Annotated in this window: 14 protein-coding genes; 6 read left to right on the top strand and 8 right to left on the bottom strand. The window is 37.9% G+C overall.

All coding sequences use genetic code 11. The features are described from left to right. Positions 1 to 58 precede the first annotated feature (58 nt). The 3 genes from ACFIMW_RS00415 (at position 59) to ACFIMW_RS00425 (ending at position 2,961) form a co-directional block, all read left to right on the top strand. Positions 59 to 640, top strand: a complete 582-nt coding sequence (locus ACFIMW_RS00415) for a CvpA family protein (protein ID WP_375607711.1) — start codon at positions 59 to 61, stop codon at positions 638 to 640. 78 nt (positions 641 to 718) lie between these two features. Continuing rightward, positions 719 to 2,209 carry an amidophosphoribosyltransferase gene (gene purF, locus ACFIMW_RS00420; RefSeq protein WP_375607712.1) on the top strand — a complete coding sequence of 497 codons (1,491 nt, stop codon included), beginning with the start codon at positions 719 to 721 and terminating at the stop codon, positions 2,207 to 2,209. A 2-nt stretch (positions 2,210 to 2,211) separates the two neighbouring features. Beyond that, the gene (locus ACFIMW_RS00425) at positions 2,212 to 2,961 is read left to right on the top strand and encodes an SDR family NAD(P)-dependent oxidoreductase (RefSeq protein ID WP_375607713.1); all 750 of its coding nucleotides are present in this window, start codon (positions 2,212 to 2,214) and stop codon (positions 2,959 to 2,961) included. Between the two features lie 66 nt (positions 2,962 to 3,027). Here the strand turns inward: ACFIMW_RS00425 and pssA are convergent, their stop codons facing one another. The 5 genes from pssA to cysS all read right to left on the bottom strand — a co-directional run bounded on the left by pssA (position 3,028) and on the right by cysS (position 8,912). Further along, on the bottom strand, positions 3,028 to 3,867 hold the full coding sequence (gene pssA, locus ACFIMW_RS00430; protein ID WP_375606296.1) for a CDP-diacylglycerol--serine O-phosphatidyltransferase: 840 nt from the start codon (positions 3,865 to 3,867) through the stop codon (positions 3,028 to 3,030). An 8-nt stretch (positions 3,868 to 3,875) separates the two neighbouring features. Further along, positions 3,876 to 4,574: a phosphatidylserine decarboxylase gene (locus ACFIMW_RS00435; protein WP_375606297.1), complete on the bottom strand. Its 699-nt coding sequence runs from the start codon at positions 4,572 to 4,574 to the stop codon at positions 3,876 to 3,878. Positions 4,575 to 4,691: 117 nt separating this feature from the next. Further along, on the bottom strand, positions 4,692 to 6,575 hold the full coding sequence (locus tag ACFIMW_RS00440; protein ID WP_375607714.1) for an ABCB family ABC transporter ATP-binding protein/permease: 1,884 nt from the start codon (positions 6,573 to 6,575) through the stop codon (positions 4,692 to 4,694). A gap of 116 nt (positions 6,576 to 6,691) precedes the next feature. After that, the gene (locus ACFIMW_RS00445) at positions 6,692 to 7,363 is read right to left on the bottom strand and encodes a DUF421 domain-containing protein (protein WP_375606471.1); all 672 of its coding nucleotides are present in this window, start codon (positions 7,361 to 7,363) and stop codon (positions 6,692 to 6,694) included. Positions 7,364 to 7,403: 40 nt separating this feature from the next. Then, positions 7,404 to 8,912, bottom strand: a complete 1,509-nt coding sequence (cysS, locus tag ACFIMW_RS00450) for a cysteine--tRNA ligase (protein ID WP_375607833.1) — start codon at positions 8,910 to 8,912, stop codon at positions 7,404 to 7,406. 489 nt (positions 8,913 to 9,401) lie between these two features. On the opposite strand from cysS, the gene ACFIMW_RS00455 reads away from it, so the two are divergent. After that, positions 9,402 to 9,770: a TIGR02301 family protein gene (locus ACFIMW_RS00455; RefSeq protein ID WP_375606299.1), complete on the top strand. Its 369-nt coding sequence runs from the start codon at positions 9,402 to 9,404 to the stop codon at positions 9,768 to 9,770. Between the two features lie 419 nt (positions 9,771 to 10,189). On the opposite strand, the gene ACFIMW_RS00460 is transcribed toward ACFIMW_RS00455, so the two are convergent. Further along, complete coding sequence (locus ACFIMW_RS00460) at positions 10,190 to 11,518, bottom strand: dihydroorotase (RefSeq protein ID WP_375607715.1); 1,329 nt, start codon at positions 11,516 to 11,518, stop codon at positions 10,190 to 10,192. Positions 11,519 to 11,582: 64 nt separating this feature from the next. Between ACFIMW_RS00460 and ACFIMW_RS00465 the strand changes: the two genes are divergently transcribed. Together ACFIMW_RS00465 and ACFIMW_RS00470 are read left to right on the top strand one after the other, a co-directional pair. Next, positions 11,583 to 12,455: a YgfZ/GcvT domain-containing protein gene (locus ACFIMW_RS00465; RefSeq protein WP_375606301.1), complete on the top strand. Its 873-nt coding sequence runs from the start codon at positions 11,583 to 11,585 to the stop codon at positions 12,453 to 12,455. Further along, positions 12,448 to 13,065, top strand: coding sequence for a YfbR-like 5'-deoxynucleotidase (locus ACFIMW_RS00470; protein ID WP_375606302.1), 618 nt, complete (start codon positions 12,448 to 12,450; stop codon positions 13,063 to 13,065). The genes ACFIMW_RS00465 and ACFIMW_RS00470 overlap by 8 nt, the downstream gene beginning before the upstream one ends. A gap of 591 nt (positions 13,066 to 13,656) precedes the next feature. Here the strand turns inward: ACFIMW_RS00470 and panB are convergent. Then, positions 13,657 to 14,472, bottom strand: a complete 816-nt coding sequence (gene panB / locus ACFIMW_RS00475; RefSeq protein WP_375606303.1) for a 3-methyl-2-oxobutanoate hydroxymethyltransferase — start codon at positions 14,470 to 14,472, stop codon at positions 13,657 to 13,659. After that, positions 14,469 to 15,329 carry a pantoate--beta-alanine ligase gene (gene panC, locus ACFIMW_RS00480; protein WP_375607716.1) on the bottom strand — a complete coding sequence of 287 codons (861 nt, stop codon included), beginning with the start codon at positions 15,327 to 15,329 and terminating at the stop codon, positions 14,469 to 14,471. The genes panB and panC overlap by 4 nt, the downstream gene beginning before the upstream one ends. Positions 15,330 to 15,341 lie beyond the last annotated feature (12 nt).

Raw genomic sequence — 15,341 nt, forward strand, 5'->3', positions numbered from 1 at the left:
AAAATATATTTGCATACTGACTTAAAAGAACACAACTTTATGTATAAGGAACAAACAAATGATCATAACAATCCTTGATGGAATTGTCGTAATAATCATCCTGTTGTCCGCTTTTCTTGCTATGCTTCGAGGATTTTCACGTGAAGTGTTATCGTTGATTTCTTGGGCAGTTACAGCTGTTACGACACTTTTTTTATACAAGCCTGTCTTACCTTTCTTTGAACAATATCTCTCTAATAAAATGATTGCATTGGTCACAACATTGATCACAATTTTTATTATTGTTCTTATTATTACGTCAATTATTACAATGAAAATCTCCGATTTTATTATTGATAGTCGAATTGGTATCCTTGATCGTGCTATTGGTTTTATTTTTGGAGCACTTCGTGGTTTACTTATCACGGTTATCGGTATGTTGCTGATTAATGCACTAATTAAACCTGAGCACCAAGCGAACTGGTTAAAAAATGCGAAAACAAGACCTATTTTAGATTCACTAGGACAAAAAGTTTGGGAAATACTCCCAAAAGATATTGGATCTATTCTCGAAAAGGCAGAAAATTTATTTAAAGACAGGGATAAATATATGCATGAGAAACAATCTCATGAAAAGATGATTTTAAAAAATAAAGAATAGCTTTTCATGAAGAAAGAAAACTAAATGATGTAAAATGAGATATTAATGATTCCTCTATATCACAGCTGAAAGAATATCATGATAAAAAGCGATATTTTCTGTCAAGAATTTTCATTAGATGATGATACCCTTCATGAAGAATGTGGGGTTTTTGGTATTCTTGGGCATGAAGATGCAGCAACATTAACGGCTCTTGGACTCCATGCACTGCAGCATCGCGGCCAGGAAGCAGCCGGTATTGTTTCCTACCATAATAAAATGTTTCATCAAGAAAAGCATTTAGGTCTTATTGGTGATCACTATACAAACCCTGCAACACTTGCACGTTTACCAGGAAATCGTGCTATTGGACATACCCGTTATTCAACAACTGGAGAAGTAGCATTACGCAATGTTCAACCCCTTTTTGCTGAATTAAAAGCGGGAGGTATTGCTATTGCGCATAATGGTAACCTTACCAATGGTCTTACATTGCGCCGAGAACTCATCGCTTCTGGTGCCATCTGTCAATCAACATCAGATTCAGAAGTTTTTCTCCATCTTATTGCCCGCTCACGTTATGAATCGTCCTCTGATCGTTTTGTTGATGCGATTCGGCAAGTAGAAGGTGGCTATGCTATGTTAGCACTCACACGTACAAAGCTTATTGCTGCACGCGATCCAACAGGAATTAGACCCCTCGTGATGGGGGAACTTGATGGTAAGCCTATCTTTTGTTCTGAAACTTGTGCACTGGATATTATTGGAGCAAAATATGTCCGTGATGTTAAAAATGGGGAAATTATCATATGTGAAATACAAAAAAATGGGGAAATTACTAAAAAAATTATAAAACCAGAAAATACAAAACCAGAAAAACTTTGCTTGTTTGAATATGTTTATTTTGCCCGTCCTGATTCAATCGTTGGAGGGCGTAGTGTTTATACAACACGCAAAAATATGGGGATTCGTTTAGCACAGGAAGCTCCTTGTAAGGGTGATGTTGTGGTCCCTGTTCCTGATGGAGGAACACCCGCTGCAATCGGCTATGCACAAGAAATTGGAATTCCCTTTGAGCTTGGTATTATTCGTAATCATTATGTTGGACGGACTTTTATCGAACCAACACAACAAATTCGCGCTTTTGGCGTCAAGTTAAAACATTCTGCAAACCGTCCTGTGATTAAAGGAAAACGTGTTATTTTGGTTGATGACTCTATTGTCCGTGGAACAACATCCCTCAAAATTGTGCGAATGCTCCGCGATGCCGGAGCAAAAGAAGTGCATATGCGCGTTTCTAGTCCTATGATTTTCTATCCGGATTTTTATGGCATTGATACACCTAAAATTGAAAGCCTTTTAGCAAATCAATATCCAGATTTAAAATCTATGTGTGATTTTATTGGAGCAGATTCATTAGAATTTCTTTCAACGGATGGGTTGTATCTTGCTGTAGCAGGCGAAAAACGAAATAATGCTGATCCACAATTTACTGATCATTATTTTACTGGATATTACCCTACTCATCTAGTTGATCAAGAAAACCTCTCCAAAATTCATCAATCATCTGTTCTTAAAACAAAAGATTAACGATGGCAAAATATGACTTTAGTCTCCATGGGCGTGTTGCACTTATTACGGGCGCCTCAAGAGGAATTGGCTATTATTTGGCACTCGAGCTTGCTGCACGCGGCGCTCATATTATTGCTCTTGCACGAACAGTCAGTGGACTTACTGAATTAGATAATCAAATCCGAAAAAAAGGGGCTCATGCAACCCTTGTTCCCCTTGACTTGCATCATATGGAAAACATCGATGCTCTTGCTATCTCAATTGCCAAACGCTGGAAAAAACTCGATATTATCGTTGCTAATGCAGGAATCCTTGGAACACTTTCACCAATAGCACATATAGAAAACATGGTATTTGAAGATGTTTTTCAAATAAACCTTATCAGCCAATGGCGCTTAATGAAAGCCGTTGAGCCTTTATTACGTGAATCTGATGCTGGACGAGCCATCCTATTATCCTCAAGCGTTGCGCATGCTGCGCGCCCTTTCTGGGGAGCTTATGCCGCTTCTAAAGCTGCTTTAGAGATGATTGCCCGCTGTTGGGCAGAAGAACTTAAACAAACCCCTATAAAGATTAATTGTGTCAACCCTGGTGCCACACGAACTGCCATGCGCGCTGAAGCTATGCCTGGTGAAGATCCACAAACCCTTCCTACACCACAAGAGGTTGCAAAAAAAATAATCCATTTGCTATCGCCTGATTTAAAGGAAACTGGAAAACTCTTTAATGTCCGTAAAAATCGGTTTGTAGATTATCATATACCTGATTGATCACATCTGAGAGGTAAATAGTTTGGATCTCTCTCTTTTCTTTGCTACTCAAAAAAATGTAACATTTTATGATTCTTGGATAGCTTTAGCGTCAGCCTCTTTCTCTTCTAAAGCCGAACGTTTATTATAAGCAACAAAACTACAGGGGAGAAAAATCATATAGCTAATAGCCGTAATCAATAAAGTTTTCCACGTGTAAGTCGCAAGAAAACCGACATAAATAACAATGACCAACATGCACGGTATAACGATATCACGCCTTAAATTTTGATCAATTGTTTTTGCATTCCATACCGGTAAACGACTAATCAAAAGAAAAGCAATAATTACAGTATAAAGACTAAAAAATAATGCCCACCCCCAATTAGGTACCAAACCAAGAGCACCTAAATACGTAGGTAATAAAAGTAATAACGCTCCTGCTGGTGCTGGAACACCAACAAAATAACTTTTCTGCCACTTAGGTATATTGGGATTATCTAACATCACATTAAAACGTGCTAATCGCAAACAACAAGCAACACAATAAACAAGGGCTGCAACCCAACCAATGTGATACGCTTGATTTAAGATAAAGGAATAAACAATAAGGGCAGGAGTAACACCAAAATTTATAACATCAGCAAGAGAATCCATCTGTGCCCCAAAAGATGAGCTACCATCTATTAAACGCGCAATGCGACCATCAGCACCATCTAAAATTGCAGCGAAAAGCACCATTAAAATAGCAGCCTCATAGCGATGCTCAAAAGCCAAACGAATACTGTTCATCCCTGCGCAAATTGCTAAAATAGTAATAATATTGGGAATGACATACCGCATTGGGATAGGTGAACGCCTCCGATTTGCAACATCATCATGTTGCCCCTCAGGATTGAATGAAGAAAACGGTGAAAAATTTTTCATTGTGTTTCCTAATCATATCTGAAATCCGTTATGGCATTCTTATCATCAAAAGAACCCAAAACCGTCTCTCCAGCAATTGCTGTCTGTCCAACTGCAACACGCAATTTCATTTCAATTGGTATATAAATATCAAGGCGAGAACCAAAACGAATCAATCCAAATCGCTCACCAGTCATAACGGCATCGTTTTCTTTTGACCAGCAAACAATCCGGCGCGCAACCATTCCCGCTATTTGTACGACACCAATTTTACCATGTTTGCTATCAATTACCACCCCATTACGCTCATTAAACTGACTAGCTTTATCAAAGTCAGCATTGGTAAATCGACCTGGATGATAAACGATAGACTCTACTGTACCACTGATAGGAATACGATTAATATGGCATGAAAAAACATCCATAAAAATAGAAATACGGATCATTTCATCTTTCCCTAAACCTAATTCTTCAGGTGGAACACATGATTCCACACATGAAATACGCCCATCAGCAGGCGACATCACCCAATTTGAATTCAAAGGGATCACACGATCTGGATCACGGAAAAAGTATATACACCACACCGTGAGAACGAGACCAAACCAAAAAAACGGACTCCATATCCAACCAAGAATGAGCGAAATAACAAAAAACGCTACAATAAAAGGATAACCTTCTTTATGAACCGGTACAAAGCTATTATGGAAAGATTGCAGAATACTCATATAATTTCCTATTCATCGTAAACTTAAACAAGCAACAAAGCTTTTTGTTCCTCTTGTGTCTTTTTATGTATTTAATCAATCACTCCATATAAAGATATAGATTACATTTTGCTCTATTTATTTTTTACGATTAACAACACTCGTCTCATCTTCTTCACGCATTTTACGTAATTTTTCTTCAGCTTGCGATGCTTCAAGCTGCTTATTCCACATTGAAGCATAGAGACCTTTCTTGCGTAAAAGCTCTGTATGTGTCCCATTTTCAATAATACGACCACTTTTAAGAACCAAAATTTCATCAGCATTGATAACCGTAGAAAGACGGTGAGCAATAATCAATGTTGTACGTCCACGGCTTACAATATCCAATGCTTGTTGAATTTCCTGTTCTGTCGCCGTATCAAGAGCCGCTGTTGCTTCATCTAGAATAAGAAGTGGGGGGGCTTTTAAGAGTGTCCGTGCAATAGCCACACGTTGTTTTTCACCACCTGATAATTTGAGACCACGCTCTCCTACCATAGATTGAAAACCTTCTGGTAATATCTCAATAAATTTTGAGATCTGTGCCATTTCAGCAGCTTTGCGCATCTCTTCATCTGTAGCACTTGGACGCCCATAGCAAATATTATAGGCAATTGTATCATTAAATAACACCGTATCTTGTGGTACCATGCCTATCGCTTCGCGCAAACTTTTTTGTGCTACATCACGAATATCCTGCCCGTCAATTGTAATAGAGCCCGAATCAACATCATAAAACCGAAAAAGCAACCGAGAAATAGTTGATTTCCCTGCACCCGATGGACCAACAATAGCGACTGTTTTTCCTCCAGGGACTTCAAAATCAATATCTCGAAGAATCTGACGCGTCGAATCATAGGAAAACTTTACCTGATGAAAACGAATGGTTCCATCGCTTATCTCTAACGGTTTGGCGTCCGATTTATCAACAATCTCCTGTTGAACATCTAAAAGATCAAACATCGCTTCAATATCCGTTAAACCTTGCCGAACATCACGATAAATTGAACCAATAAAATTCAGTGGAATAGAAAGTTGCATTAAAAGTGCATTAATAAAAACAAAGTCTCCTAAAGTTTGTGTCTTATAATAAACTTCATAAGCTGACATCAGCATTATGATCGTCATTCCAATACCAAAGATAAGAGCCTGACCAAAATTAAGCCAGCTTAATGATGTCCAAATCTTTGTTGCGGCTTTTTCATAACATACCATAGAAGCATTGAAACGATCAGCTTCTAGAGTTTCATTGCTAAAATACTTGACCGTTTCAAAATTCAAGAGAGAATCAACAGCGCGCGTATTCGCCTCAGTATCCGCTGTATTCATTTGTTGCCGAATACGAATGCGCCAATCACTCGCCTTAATGGTAAACAAGGTATATAACCCAACCGTTACAACAACGATGAGAAGATAATACCACCCATAACTTATGTAAAATACAAGTGCTGTTAATATAAATTCTAAAACTGTCGGTATTGTATTGAGAATTGAAAATCTTACGATAGCTTCAATTCCTTTTGTACCACGCTCAATCACGCGAGAAAGCCCACCAGTTCGGCGTTCCAAATGAAATCGCAAAGATAATTCATGAATATGTACAAAGGTTTTATAAGCTAATTGACGAACAGCATATTGACCAACAGTGGCAAAAAGAGAATCGCGTAATTGATTTAATCCAGCCTGCATAATACGTGCAACATTGTACGCCAAAACGAGCATAATGGGAATAATCCAATTGGATGGAAACCATTCAGGTAACTGAAAGCTGGCATCAAGCACATTCGTAGAATATTTAAAGAAATACGGTACAGATATGAGAACGAACTTGGCCAAAACAAGATAAAATATTGCCCATAGCACACGCATTTTTAGATCACGCCGATCTACTGGCCACATATAAGGCCATAAATTGTAAAGTGTGCGCAGAGTTTTCCCCGTATCTGATGATACAGTTTTTGTTATTTCATTACGTTTCATAAAGCCCTTACTTCTCTATCATCCACACGAAAAAGGCAAAACACCCCCCTGTGGTTGTTTATAGGTTCATCTCTTCATTATGCTTCCAATAAGCTATACCTACTCGTTGTTTGAAGTTAGACTGTTTTTGAAAGAGGAACAAGAAATAATCCACTATATAATTTATTATTTGGGTCTGTATTCTCATACCACTCTGCTGCAAATAAATTTTCAACTTTTACATGCTTTTTTTTCAGTTCTGCATGAAGCCACTTTTTTGTTTTACCAATCTCTTTCAGCCCCTTATCAAGAATTTCGCCATTTTGTATTAAAATGATAGACTTCTTTCCTTCTTCCTTTTTAATAACAGAACAATCGCCATTGGTTTCTAAACGAACGAAAGCAGCTTCGTGTAAACTACAGCCTTTAATACGCAACATTGTAATCAGATCATTCACACTGATACCTAAGTTTTTAATCTTATCCACTTGAAATACTCCGTCTAAAACCAATGCAATATGACGTCCTGCAATGAGACGACGAAAAAAAACTGAATAGCGCATCAGAAAATTAAGAGTGGTGACCAAAGTCTGCCAAATAAATAAGACGATCAATAATTGAATACTGCTAACATCCGGACTATAAATAACGCCTCCAATGATACTTCCCATCACAAAATTACTTACCAAATCAACTGGCGTCATTTGACTAAGACTACCACGACCTGTGGTTCTTAAAATCAAGAGGAAAGCGATAAGGCCTACAACTAATTTTAGTGCGACATACCCATAATGATATAAAAATTCCATCATATTCTCCTTTTTCATGAGAGCTGCTGGAATAGAGACATTAGTGTCGCTTTATTTCCCACACGGTTATGCGCTTACCACTCTGCGGATCCTTACTATCTTTTAAAAGAACCCCCTCAGCTGCAAGCTCATCACGAATTATATCCGCAGCTTCCCACTCTTTATTATGGATAAGCTGTAGTCTTTCGGCAATGCGCTGATCAATAAATTTTGAATCAAGAAAAGTTTTTCTTGTAAATAATGGGCAGTCTATTTCTTTAATCCATTCTTTTCGTAACAGTCCTAATAAATTCATCCCATTAACAAGAGCCAAAGCATCTCCTTCTTTATAAAATTTTCGCAAAAGAGTCAGTGCTTTTGGAGTATTAAGATCATCACTAAGTGCATCTATCAAAGTATCATCAACTACTTCATTGTTTTTCATCTCACTCTTTTTGCTGCGAAGCAATTCATACCAACGATACAGTTCGCTGCTCGATTGTATTAAACGCTGTGCTGTCCAATTTAATGGTTCACGATAATGTGTTTGCAACATCGAAAAACGCGCAGACAAACCAGCCCAATTTTGCTTCATTTCATCGGATAAAATACCATTAAACTCCAAAAAATTATTCTCTAAAACAGAACGAATAGTTATGAAATTGCCAAAGCTTTTCGACATCTTTTTACCTTCAACTTGTAAAAAGCCGTTATGCATCCAAAAATTAGCCATTCGCTCCGTCCCAAAAGCTGAACAACTTTGTGCAATCTCATTTTCATGATGAGGAAAAATTAAATCAAGTCCACCACCATGGATATCAAAAATATTGGCGGTCGGATCATCACAAGTTAAACCACCACCATAGGGCGCTAATAACTTTGCCATTGACATTGCAGAACATTCAATATGCCAACCTGGACGACCTAAAACAGGAATTCCGCCCGGTGATTTCCAACCTGGTTCTCCTTCCTCAGAAGGCTTCCATAAAACAAAATCCATCTCTTCCCTTTTATAAGCAGCAACATCAATACGTGCCCCCGCCCTCATTTCATCTAAAGAACGATTTGCAAATGCCCCATAATAGGGAGGATTTTTTATACTACTTACAGAAAATAATATATGATTTTCCGCTTCATAAGCGTGCCCCTTTTCAAGCAACCTTTCAATTAAAGAGCGCATCTCCTCTAAATGCTCGGTTGCGCGCGGCTGGCTGGTTGGCAACAGACAACCAAGTGCTATTGTATCTTGTTGAAATTGGAAATATGTACGTTCTGTTAATTGACGAATAGCCTCATTCAATGACAAGTTTGGATATTCGCAAGCTGCTCGTGCATTAATTTTATCATCAACATCTGTAATATTACGTGCATATAGAACATGCTCATAGCCATAAACATGACGCAATAAACGAAATAAAATATCAAAAACAATAACAGGGCGTGCATTTCCTATATGTGCATAATCATAAACTGTCGGTCCACAAACATAAAGACGTACTCTTGTCGCATCTATTGGTGTAAAATTTTCTTTTTTACGTGTTAGCGTATTATAAAATCGCAACTCTTTCATCATTGGCTCCATGAACGATACCACGCACCGCTCTTTTTAAATGTATCTTACCTCAAATTATCGCATTATGCGGTTTAGGCTAGAACTTTTATCTTATAGTAAATTTTTCTTATCATTTTCCCATTGTATTCACGGCTGTATCCATCATTGATCGTAAAAACAATCTATTTTATTTGATTAGACAAAAGCATTCTGTAGATAGAGATTTTTTCTCTCCTTGAAGAAAACGAGCTTTAAAAAATTCTATAGGCGTTACACTATAAATTTATGTGAAAAATAGATTGCAGGAAGCAAATCTTAAATTTTTCACTACAAAAAACTCCGTCAGTATTTTCAATATTTCATTATGGTTTCCTTACTGTCTCTTACGCCCTATATTTTATAAGTAAGTGAGAATAATGTAACAATTAACCCTATTTTTTGACATCGTTTTCATGACACAATTATTTTATTTGTACAGAGTTTTATTCAAGGAAAACAATAACAATAATGCGTAATAGATTGATGAACATCATTATTTTAATATTCATTGTAAGTTCAATGCCAACCTTTGCGCAACAATCTCCACCTTATGAGAAAAAATTACTCCGACTAGCGGAAATTTTGGGATCTCTGCATTCTCTTCAAAATCTTTGCGAGACTCCAACAAACCAATGGTATGACTACATGAACGCATTGATTGAAGCAGAAAAGCCTATCCCACAAAGACGCGCTTATTTTTATGAAGCGTTTAATGAAGCATACCGTGCTTTCTCAGAAAATTATCATCATTGTACACAAGCAGCAATTGAAGCCAATCAAAGATACGTTGAGGAAGGAAGAACTTTATCCGAAAACCTCCTCATGCATTATAAATAATTAATCTATACAAAAAGTGTCTTCTTCAATTTCAGCAATATCAACCATGTTCTCTCACAAATGAGGGGAGCTGTAAATCTACTCTGAAAATAGAGAAGTTTTTGAAAAATAATTCCTCGACACGTTTTTATTCTTGTGAGCATCTTTCCCCTGAACAAAATCGTTCTTTGGCTTCCTGCCCACCCTCAGAGCTTGTTTATCAATAGGCTGGGTTCTTGTTGAACAGATTCTTCTTGGCTTCTCACCCATGTTATTACTTAAACTAAAAGTACTAAAGGCTTGACAAACAAGTCTAAAAATATTCACCATACACTTAAAAAAATACTTATGTGCCAAGGAAGCTAGCATGCCTTATATCACCGCTCTAAAAGGCGATGTTTTATGGCATAATAAAATAAAACCTATAAAGTTTAATCTATTTACACCAAAGTTTCTATAAATTTAACAGGCTCTCCTTGTGAAGAAGTAACAATTTCACCTTCCCACATCACACGCATACCACGGATAATGGTCCCAACAGGCCAACCTTTAACCTTTTTACCATCATAAGGTGTCCAACCGGCACGCGAACCAATTAAGCCATTCGTAATAATTTCTTCTCGCTTAAGATCAACAATTGTTAAATCAGCATCGTATCCAACAGCAAGGCGTCCTTTACAGCTTATACCAAAAATACGACTAGGGCCATGTGACGTGAGATCAACAAAACGCTCAAGAGATATCTTTCCTGCATTCACATGTGTCAACATAATTGCTGCTGTTGTTTGCACCCCTGTCATTCCTGAAGGTGAAGAAGGATAAGATTGAAGCTTTTCTTCCAAAGTATGAGGCGCATGATCTGAGCCTAAAACATCAATAATCCCCTGTTGAACACCGTACCAAAGAGCTTCACGGTGGCGCGGCTCACGAATAGGCGGATTCATCTGAATTAATGTACCAAATTGCTTATAATCATCAGCCGTGAGCGTCAAATGGTGTTGTGTCACTTCAATTGTTGCAACATCCTTATGTTTTTTTAGAAAATCAATTTCTTCTTCTGTCGAAAGATGTAACACATGAATCCGAGCCTTCGTCTCATGAGCAATTTTTACCAAACGCTGCGTACATTTTAATGCCGCAACTTCATCACGCCAAATCGGATGTGATGATGCATCCCCTTCAATACGCAGTATTTTACGCTCTTTGAGCCTCGCCTCATCTTCAGAATGAAAAGCCGCACGACGGCGTATATTCTTCAAAATAAGGCGTACACTTTCATCATCATCGACCAAAAGATCACCCGTAGAAGACCCCATAAAGACTTTAATTCCAGCTGCACCAGGAAGTCTTTCTAATTCAGACAATTCATGAGCATTTTCACGCGTTCCTCCAACCCAAAATGCAAAATCACAATGCATTCGATGAAATGCGCGTTTAACCTTATCGCTTAATGTAGCTTCTGATGTTGTCAATGGATTGGTATTAGGCATTTCAAAAACTGCTGTCACCCCCCCTAACACAGCAGAATACGAGCCACTTTCCAAATCCTCCTTATATTCATTACCTGGCTCGCGAAAATGTACTTGGCTATCAATAATTCCCGGTAAAATATGAAGCCCCGTACAATTAATCACCTCACCTGCCGATGCACATGTAAGGTCGCCAATTTCAGCAATACGGCCATTTGTAACACCAATATCACGCTTGCTTCTTCCATCATGATTCACAAGTGTTGCACCTTTAAAAATTGTATCAAATGTTTTAAACATAGCCACGCTCCTTACATATTCCTCTCTTATCGATTATGTAACTTTGAGCAGAAAGGCAAGAACCATGATTGAAAAACAAAATGCCATTTGCTTAAAAAATCGCGCAATTATTCAAATTACAGGCGAAGAAGCAACAGATTTTCTGCAATCCCTAATCACAACAGATGTAAAAAAAATCAACCCGCAAGAAATTTTCCCTGGAGCCCTCTTATCCCCTCAAGGAAAGGTTCTTGCTGATTTTCTTATTGGCAAAAAAGAAGATGGTTATTTGATTGATATTATCATGCCTTTAGCTGATATACTCTACAAGCGTCTGTTGCTTTATAAACTGCGTAAAAAAATAGAAATTACACAACCATTCCAAGAAGTTGTTACAGTTTCTTGGAAAAATGAATCAGATACTTTAAATTTTGATTCAAGTTTTGTTGATAAACGATTCCCAGAAAAAGAAAAAATAATACGAATCTATGGCAAAACATCTTTTTTGGCTTCAGAATATCATAACATGTGGAATCAATTGCGTATCCGTTATGCAATTGCAGAAAGTGGTCAAGATTATGAAGTTGGTAAAGTCTTTCCTCATGATATTAATTACGATCAAATAAATGGACTTGCATTCAACAAAGGGTGTTATATTGGACAAGAAGTTGTTTCACGAATGCACCACCGCCAAGCAGCACGTCGCCGTATTTTAATTGTAAAAGGCCAGCATGAATTGTCCCCTCAATCTAGCATTGAAGCAGGAACAAAAGTATTTGGATCCTTGGGAACATGTGTAGACAATGAAGCTCTTGCTTTACTGCGTATTGACCACGTAAAAGATGCTATGGATCATAACATCCCCTTTACTGTAAAAAACATTCCTATCACCATAAGTATTGCTGAAAATATGAATTTTACCTTTCCTGAAAATACTGTAGAAAATACGCATGGCTAAAGCTGAATTATTAAAAAATGGAGAAGCACGTGCTTGGCAAAGAATGCTTTCTGGAAGGCGACTTGATCTTCTCAACCCTTCTCCTTTTGATGTTGAAATTGAAGATATTGCCCATGGACTTGCTCGTGTAGCACGTTGGAACGGTCAAACACGAGGAGAACACGCCTATTCTGTTGCACAACACTCACTTTTGGTTGAACAAATATTTCAAAAACTTTTTCCACAATCGGGAAGCAATGAATGTCTTTATGCCCTTCTTCATGATGCTCCAGAATATGTCATCGGCGATATGATTTCCCCTTTTAAAGCTGTCATAGGAAAACAATATGAACGCGTTGAAAAGCGCATCCAAGATGCTATCCACATGCGCTTTTCTCTTCCCGTTGATCTTTCTCAAAAACTTTTAAAAAAAATTAAACAAGCCGACCGTATCGCTGCATATTATGAATCGATTACGCTTGCTGGATTTAATACAGAAGAAGCCCTTCGCTATTTTGGCTCTCCCAATAATATTTTACCCGATGATCTGAATTTATCCTCCTATTCTACCCAACACATTGAAAACGCATTTTTAACGCGCTTTAATGACTTGGATGTCCAAAGATTATAGCCCCTTCGCATTGTTGATTCCTTGTCATTACAGACTCATCACACTGACTTATAATAATAATTCATTGTTTTTTCATTTTGAATGAGAGCTCCTAATATCGTAAGCTTCACTCATTTCAAATCTGTTTATATTGGATCAATCAAAATCATTCTCTTGCACACCACAAGCGGGGCTGGCGTGTGAGTAAAATTTTTTAAAGAAAGAGTTAAAACGCTTCTTATGAACCATCTCAAGTGCTAAGCGCTGTCGCAGCATTGAAAATTGGAAAAGTGTGTGATGATACCGGCTTGCTCTCTTATGAAGCGTAAAGACGGAAGTGCTCTATAAATTTTATACATTTCATAAGGGAGTTACCACTATACTATTCACGAACGCCGTCGCGAAATAGGATTGGGTGCCTTAGAAAGCTTTCTTTAAAAAAACACCTGAATTAGCGACCCAATGGCGCTCTGTTTTGCATGAGGAACATGACTTCATTAAAGAAATGGAAAAAATCACAGTTCAAATTGCATACAAAATACATGAAATAATGACATTCATTATCAAAACAACAAATGTTCTCTTTTCAAACTGCTGATCTTAAACTGAAATCTATTTTAGTTTATAAACCTCATTATCCGCTGGAAAAGCACGAGAGGTAACATCCTCTGCATAATTCTTGATTGCAATTTCCATGGCTTGTTCAAGATTTCCATAACGACGAACAAATTTTGGCACATGGGCACCATAACCTAACATATCTTCCATAACCAATACTTGCCCATCACATTGATTGGACGCCCCTATACCAATCGTAGGGATAGAAAGTTTATCCGTCAGTTTCACCGCTAAAGGTTCAACCATTGCTTCTAAAACAACAGCAAAAGCACCAGCCTCTTCAATCGCTGCTCCATCTGCTTCAATTCTTTGCCAATCATTCTCCTTGCGTCCTTGTGTTTTAAAACCACCAAAACGATTCATTGCTTGGGGTGTAAGACCGATATGCCCCATCACTGGAATGCCACGTTTACACAAAAAATCTATTGTTTCGGCTATATAAACGCCACCTTCAAGCTTAACTGCACCACACCCCGTTTGTGCAAGAATGCGCGATGCATTTAAAAAAGCTTGCTCTGGACTTTCCTCATAAGATCCAAAAGGCATATCAATAACAACAAGAGCTTTTTGAGATCCACGCACCACGGCTTTCCCGTGTGAAATCATCATATCTAAATTAACAGGAAGCGTTGTCTCAAACCCATACACAACCATCCCAACGCTATCACCAACCAAAAGGATATCGCAATATGGATCAGCAATCCGCGCAGTATAAGCTTGATAAGCTGTTAAAGAAACAATTGGCTGTTGTCCCTTTCTTGCACGTATTTCGGAAGATGTCATACGCTTTACGGTTTTATGTACACTCATTTTCCACCCTTCTCTTGCAATATATATTGATCAATAAGTCTTACCTCACCAAAGCGGACAGTAAGGAGTAAAACCGCCGGTTTATTCAATGTTCCTTTGATCACGCATAAAGTTTCCATATCCCGTAAATCTATTGCTTCAATGATTGCACGCGTTTCTTGTTGTAAAATATCACGAACAGTTTTGCATAATTTATCAACCGACCGTTCACCTTCATGGTAAAGCTTTTCAGCAGCTTTTCCACTTTTAGGAATAATTTTGGCAGCTTTACGATCTTCTAATGTTAAAAACTGATTGCGTGAAGAGTGCGCAACTCCATCTGCTTCACGTAAAATAGGAACTCCAACAATCTCAATAGGAAAAGCCAAATCTTCAACCATACGCCGAATAATTAAAATTTGTTGAAAATCCTTTTCCCCAAAAAAAGCCTTATCTGGTTGGACAATGTTAAAAAGCTTAGCAACAACACTCGTTACACCACAAAAATGCCCTGGACGTAATTTTCCTATCAAAATACGTGATAATTTTTCCACCTTCACAATTGTCTCATTTCCCAGTGGCCACATTTCATCGACAGAAGGAGCAAAAACACATTCAACACCTGCTTCTTTTAACAAAGCACAATCGCCCTTCAAATCTCTTGGATATTGAGAAAAATCTTCATGAGGTCCAAATTGCTTTGGATTGACAAAAATAGAAACCACTACGCGATCACACATTGCTCTTGCATACTGTACTAATGCAAGATGCCCCTCATGGAGTGCCCCCATTGTTGGAGCAAAACCAATCGACAGACCTAAACGCCGCTTCTCTGAAGTATATCGGCGAACCTCAGCAATTGTCTTTAAAATTTTCATTTTCCCATTCTA

Origin of the sequence: Bartonella sp. AC329YNZD (assembly GCF_042196685.1) — a bacterium.
Taxonomy (GTDB): Bacteria; Pseudomonadota; Alphaproteobacteria; order Rhizobiales; family Rhizobiaceae; genus Bartonella.

Excerpts from the sequence above, each read along its gene's own strand:
- ACFIMW_RS00415 (WP_375607711.1), top strand. The coding sequence starts at position 59 with ATGATCATAACAATCCTTGATGGAATTGTCGTAATAATCATCCTGTTG.
- purF (WP_375607712.1), top strand. The coding sequence starts at position 719 with ATGATAAAAAGCGATATTTTCTGTCAAGAATTTTCATTAGATGATGAT.
- ACFIMW_RS00425 (WP_375607713.1), top strand. The coding sequence starts at position 2,212 with ATGGCAAAATATGACTTTAGTCTCCATGGGCGTGTTGCACTTATTACG.
- pssA (WP_375606296.1), bottom strand. The coding sequence starts at position 3,867 with ATGAAAAATTTTTCACCGTTTTCTTCATTCAATCCTGAGGGGCAACAT.
- ACFIMW_RS00435 (WP_375606297.1), bottom strand. The coding sequence starts at position 4,574 with ATGAGTATTCTGCAATCTTTCCATAATAGCTTTGTACCGGTTCATAAA.
- ACFIMW_RS00440 (WP_375607714.1), bottom strand. The coding sequence starts at position 6,575 with ATGAAACGTAATGAAATAACAAAAACTGTATCATCAGATACGGGGAAA.
- ACFIMW_RS00445 (WP_375606471.1), bottom strand. The coding sequence starts at position 7,363 with ATGGAATTTTTATATCATTATGGGTATGTCGCACTAAAATTAGTTGTA.
- cysS (WP_375607833.1), bottom strand. The coding sequence starts at position 8,912 with ATGAAAGAGTTGCGATTTTATAATACGCTAACACGTAAAAAAGAAAAT.
- ACFIMW_RS00455 (WP_375606299.1), top strand. The coding sequence starts at position 9,402 with ATGCGTAATAGATTGATGAACATCATTATTTTAATATTCATTGTAAGT.
- ACFIMW_RS00460 (WP_375607715.1), bottom strand. The coding sequence starts at position 11,518 with ATGTTTAAAACATTTGATACAATTTTTAAAGGTGCAACACTTGTGAAT.
- ACFIMW_RS00465 (WP_375606301.1), top strand. The coding sequence starts at position 11,583 with ATGATTGAAAAACAAAATGCCATTTGCTTAAAAAATCGCGCAATTATT.
- ACFIMW_RS00470 (WP_375606302.1), top strand. The coding sequence starts at position 12,448 with ATGGCTAAAGCTGAATTATTAAAAAATGGAGAAGCACGTGCTTGGCAA.
- panB (WP_375606303.1), bottom strand. The coding sequence starts at position 14,472 with ATGAGTGTACATAAAACCGTAAAGCGTATGACATCTTCCGAAATACGT.
- panC (WP_375607716.1), bottom strand. The coding sequence starts at position 15,329 with ATGAAAATTTTAAAGACAATTGCTGAGGTTCGCCGATATACTTCAGAG.